8 protein-coding genes are annotated in these 4,038 nt (G+C 67.0%); all 8 read right to left on the reverse strand.

Going from position 1 to position 4,038, the window contains the following annotated elements:
- Window positions 1–81: 81 nt before the first annotated feature.
- The 8 genes from ACWD4U_RS34555 to ACWD4U_RS34590 all read right to left on the reverse strand — a co-directional run bounded on the left by ACWD4U_RS34555 (window position 82) and on the right by ACWD4U_RS34590 (window position 3,587).
- Window positions 82–552, reverse strand: coding sequence for a hypothetical protein (locus ACWD4U_RS34555; protein WP_363462212.1), 471 nt, complete (start codon window positions 550–552; stop codon window positions 82–84).
- A 137-nt stretch (window positions 553–689) separates the two neighbouring features.
- On the reverse strand, window positions 690–1,010 hold the full coding sequence (locus tag ACWD4U_RS34560; protein WP_363462210.1) for a hypothetical protein: 321 nt from the start codon (window positions 1,008–1,010) through the stop codon (window positions 690–692).
- An 88-nt stretch (window positions 1,011–1,098) separates the two neighbouring features.
- Window positions 1,099–1,305, reverse strand: coding sequence for a hypothetical protein (locus ACWD4U_RS34565; RefSeq protein WP_363462209.1), 207 nt, complete (start codon window positions 1,303–1,305; stop codon window positions 1,099–1,101).
- 154 nt (window positions 1,306–1,459) lie between these two features.
- Window positions 1,460–1,876, reverse strand: coding sequence for a DUF6573 family protein (locus ACWD4U_RS34570; protein WP_363462208.1), 417 nt, complete (start codon window positions 1,874–1,876; stop codon window positions 1,460–1,462).
- A 114-nt stretch (window positions 1,877–1,990) separates the two neighbouring features.
- On the reverse strand, window positions 1,991–2,230 hold the full coding sequence (locus ACWD4U_RS34575) for a hypothetical protein (RefSeq protein ID WP_363462207.1): 240 nt from the start codon (window positions 2,228–2,230) through the stop codon (window positions 1,991–1,993).
- A 125-nt stretch (window positions 2,231–2,355) separates the two neighbouring features.
- Complete coding sequence (locus ACWD4U_RS34580; protein ID WP_363462205.1) at window positions 2,356–2,748, reverse strand: DUF6409 family protein; 393 nt, start codon at window positions 2,746–2,748, stop codon at window positions 2,356–2,358.
- A gap of 109 nt (window positions 2,749–2,857) precedes the next feature.
- A complete protein-coding gene (locus ACWD4U_RS34585) occupies window positions 2,858–3,232 on the reverse strand; it encodes a hypothetical protein (protein WP_363462203.1) in 375 nt (124 codons plus the stop codon).
- An 85-nt stretch (window positions 3,233–3,317) separates the two neighbouring features.
- Window positions 3,318–3,587: a hypothetical protein gene (locus ACWD4U_RS34590; RefSeq protein WP_363462201.1), complete on the reverse strand. Its 270-nt coding sequence runs from the start codon at window positions 3,585–3,587 to the stop codon at window positions 3,318–3,320.
- Window positions 3,588–4,038 lie beyond the last annotated feature (451 nt).

The following is a 4,038-nucleotide window of genomic DNA, read 5'->3' on the forward strand; positions in this document are numbered from 1 at the left end:
GGGGGGGGGGGGGGGGGGGGGGGGGGGGGGGGGGGGGGGGGGGGGGGGGGGGGCGCCCGCCCCGCGCGGCCGGGTCCTGGATCAGCCGTTCCAGGTCTCCGGGGTGTTCTCCGCGATGAACAGCCAGGGCTCGCCCATGTACATCAGGCCGATGACGTGCTCTCCGATGGCGACGGGGCTTCCCTCGGCCGCGAGCAGGGTCACCGTCTGGGCCATCTCGTAGGCGGTGGAGGGCTCCTGGTTCAGCGGGTGGCTGCCCGGGATGGTGCTCCACCACGTGCCGGTGATCTTGGCGGCCTTCTCTGCGGCCTCCTCCCGAGTGAGGGCGCGCCACTCCAGCGTGATCGGGGTCGCGGTGAGGACCGGCCGTCCGCCCAGGAGGTGAGCGGGGTAGCGGTTCTGCACCTGCCCGACCGGCACCTCGTCCAGCCCGAACATGTGCTTCACGAACTCGGTGCCCTCGACGCTCACGGTCCGGGCGCTGCGCCCCTCGGCGTCGTTCCACTTCACGGCGAACAGGGCGTCGGGGGCGGGGGCGGTGGTGCGGTTCATTCGGACTCCTCGGTTCGAAGGGGGCGCCGGCCCGGCGGGGGGAGCCACCCCACCGCCTGCCAACAAGAGAACTCTATCAGATCTAAGCCACGGTGTCGAGCGGGAACCGGCCCGCCCGACCGCCGCGCCCGCGTCCGTCAGTCGTCGACGACGTGCGACAGGAGCGCAGCGAGGTACTCCGCGCGGTCGGTGAAGCCCTTCGCCTCGATGTCGCCCTCGATGTAGGTGGCGACCCCGTACAGCCCCCGGCTCTTGTCGCGGTAGACGGCGACGATGTACAGCGGCCAGTCACCGAGCTGCCGACCGTCCTTCATTCCGGCCACGACCCGCCAGCCGGTGGCCGCCTCATCGACCGACTCCATCCAGTCGTATCCGAAACCGCCGGTCGGGTCGGGGAGTTCGGGGAGCAGCGCGGTCGGGTCGGCGACCTGGTTGACGGTGGCGGGGGTGTTCGACATCGGTTCTCCTTGGGTGTGGTTCGAAGGGGGAGGAGTGGGGCCGGGGCCCGGTCCCGCCGCGCTCCGGCGGCGGGACCGGCGGGGCTGGCTAGTGGACGTCCCAGTCCACGCGCCGCCGCTGCGGAAGCGGCGGCTCCCACCCGTGCCGCAGGGCCAGCCGCAGCGCGCGGCGGTCCTGCTTGTGGGCCGCCTGCTGGGCCGGCTTGCGGCGGCTGCCGGACATTGCGCCGACCGGCAGCCAGGGCCGGTCCTGGCGCGTCAGCGCCGTGGGGCGAGTGTTGTTGGTCCGGGACATCGGTTCCTCCGGGTGGTCGCTGGTTCGGAAGGGGTGGTCGGGGGTGCCGCCCCTGACCAACAAGAGAACTATATCATGCCACGAGCATGATTTGAAGCGGGATTGGCCGGTCGGGCCCGCCGCCGCGTGCGGGCGGCGGGCCCCGGGAAACCGGTCAGTCCTCGTCTGGCTGCATGATCGTGATCACGGGCTCCCCGCTGTCCCCGGGGCCGCAGTGGACGGCCAGCCTCGCCCGGGTCGCCCGGCTGGGGCCGTCCGTCGGAATCCGCAGTACCTCGAACGGGACCCCCCGGACGCCCGGGTTGGCGCTGCGCACCGCGTAGAACGCCATCCGGAGCACGTCCCACAGCCGCCCGGTCTCCGACTGCCCGTGCCCGGGGTGCCGCTCGTCGGCCTCGCTGCTCCACGCGACGCAATCACCCCACGCGGCGCGGGTCAGCGCCACCGGCCACCGCCAGCCGGCCTCCTGGGCAAGGCTCTGGGGGACCTCCACCAGCTCGCCCGCCCGCAGAGCGTCGGCCCGGGTGAACTCGTGGATCGACTCGCCGTACAACTCCGTCAAGCTCTTCATTCCGTGTGACCTCTCGTGCTTTTGGTTCGAAGGGTGCCGGGTGGGCTATACCTCTCGCCTGCCCAACAAGAGAACAATATCATGTCGTGCGCACGATGGGAAGCGTGCGCAGCGTCACGCCTTCGTGATCGGGTACGGGAACCCTGCCTCCAATGCCCCCTGGAGGTCGTAAGTTGCATCCCGAAACTTCCGCAAGGCTTCCAATTCACCCATGGAATCATGCTCCGCGCCCATGTATTCGTCAATCGCGGCAGACATTTCGCGTAGCGATTCGGCAGGGTCGATAACAAACCCGAGAATCCCGTTTTCGTCGACTGCCCAAATCTCCCAATGGTCCAACTGGAGATTATCCACGGTCATTTCGTGGCGACATTCAAGGCATCGAAATAGCGTGTCCGGAGATACTCGAAGTGAGCCGACCGAAGTACATTCAAGGCAGGCAATTGTGAACATTCTCGCAGCCTTCCGGATATTGGATTTCAGCTCTGCTCGGACTTTCGCGCGGCCCGGAGCTTGCGCCAGAGCTGTTCGGCCTTCACCGCAAGTAGGTGGGTGTGGTCGTGCGTCCGCGCCGCCCGCGTGATCGCGCTGATCTGGCGCTCGGACATGCCGTAGATGTCCCCCATCTTGCTGACCTCGCGCGGGAAGACTCCGGCCAAGGTGTTGGGGCCGTCCGACGTCAGCGTCGGCGCGCCGACCGTGTAGAACCACACCCGGTAGCCGGCCTCCGGCCCGGTGCTGTCGGCCAGTCGCCCGATGACGATTGCGCGCCGGTAGCCAGTGATCCGGCCGCGCTGCCAGTACGGCGCTCGCACGATGTCGCCGACCTGGTAGGCGCTGGCGGTGGTGGTCGGTGCGCTGCTCGTGATCATGGCGGGGGACGTCCTCTCGGGCTGGGTTCTGGTGGGGGTGGTTGCCGGGGCGGACCGCCCGCCCCGGCAACTACAAAACAATATTGACTTTAAGTCACGCCGGAGGGGTTTAGTTCACTCCGGCCCAGCCGAGCGACCACGCGCGCTGAACCGAACGGGCGGCCTTCTCCATCTCGCCGACTGCGGCGGATTCAACCGCAGTAACCAGAGTGGCGAATGCCTCTCGGGCCTTGGCCAACTGCCGGGCCTTTCGCTGCCCCCGGCGCTTGATCGTGTCGTCCCGGAGTTCCTGGCCGATAACCTCCCAGAATTCCACAACCTCCCCGTAGCCGTCGGCCTGCGTGGCGACCGAGAGCATCCACTCCGACGCTCCGGGGATGACCTGCTCGACCTTCTCACCCACGCCGCGAATGGCGCTGACGTAAATGAACTCGAACTCGCCCCGGTGGTTCTTGGTGCTGCCCATGGTGATGTTGGCGGACATTTGAGTCTCCTTGGCTTTCTCTGTGGTTTGGTTCAAAGGGGGGGCATTGCCGGGCGGTAATGCCACTTACCGCCCGGCTGTTCGGTCACACCTTGGCGAAAAGGTCCAATTCCAGGATTTCGAAATCCTGCGACGGGGCCAGCTTCAGAACGGCAGCCTCGACGGTTTCCTTCTTGACCGTCGCGGGCAAGTTCGCCGCGATGAGGCTGGGGTTCTTGCAGTTCCGCCACAGCTTGTAAAGGGCGCTCTTCCGCTTGTTGCTGAGCTTGGTCAGGGCTTCCCGCGCGCCCTGGTATTCGGCCTCGATGATCATCGCATCGACCAGCAGGTCGGACGGAAGAACAGGATCGGTCATTGGCGCGTCTCCGTTGTCTCGGGAGTGGTTCGAAGGGGTGTCGGGCCGGGGTGCCTGCCCCGCTCCAACAAGACAACAGTATCACGTCTGATCCACGCATGGGAAGTGGCGCGGCCTCTGATCTGGGCGTGTCTCCTCGCGTCGCCTCGGGCCTGCGTCTTGTGAGCGGTCTTGTGGGGTGCCTCGTCGGCAACCTCTTGGGGTGGCTTGTCGGGTGCTTTATGAGCACATCGGAATTCACTCTCTCTGCGTGATTGCGCAGCTCAGAGGCCATATTCGAAGGGTCGGAAATTCCGACAACCCCTTTCCTTTTGCTTTTGGGTAGTTAGTAGTTGGCTGTTGGTCGGTTGGGGTTTGCGCCTGCGGCGTGCTGTTGGTTGTTGGTTGCGCCCCCCTTGGTGGGGTGGCGGGTGGTGGTGGGGGTGGGGGTTGGTGGGCGGTCTGTCGACCG

The sequence above is a fragment of the Kitasatospora sp. NPDC002522 genome, from assembly GCF_053595195.1.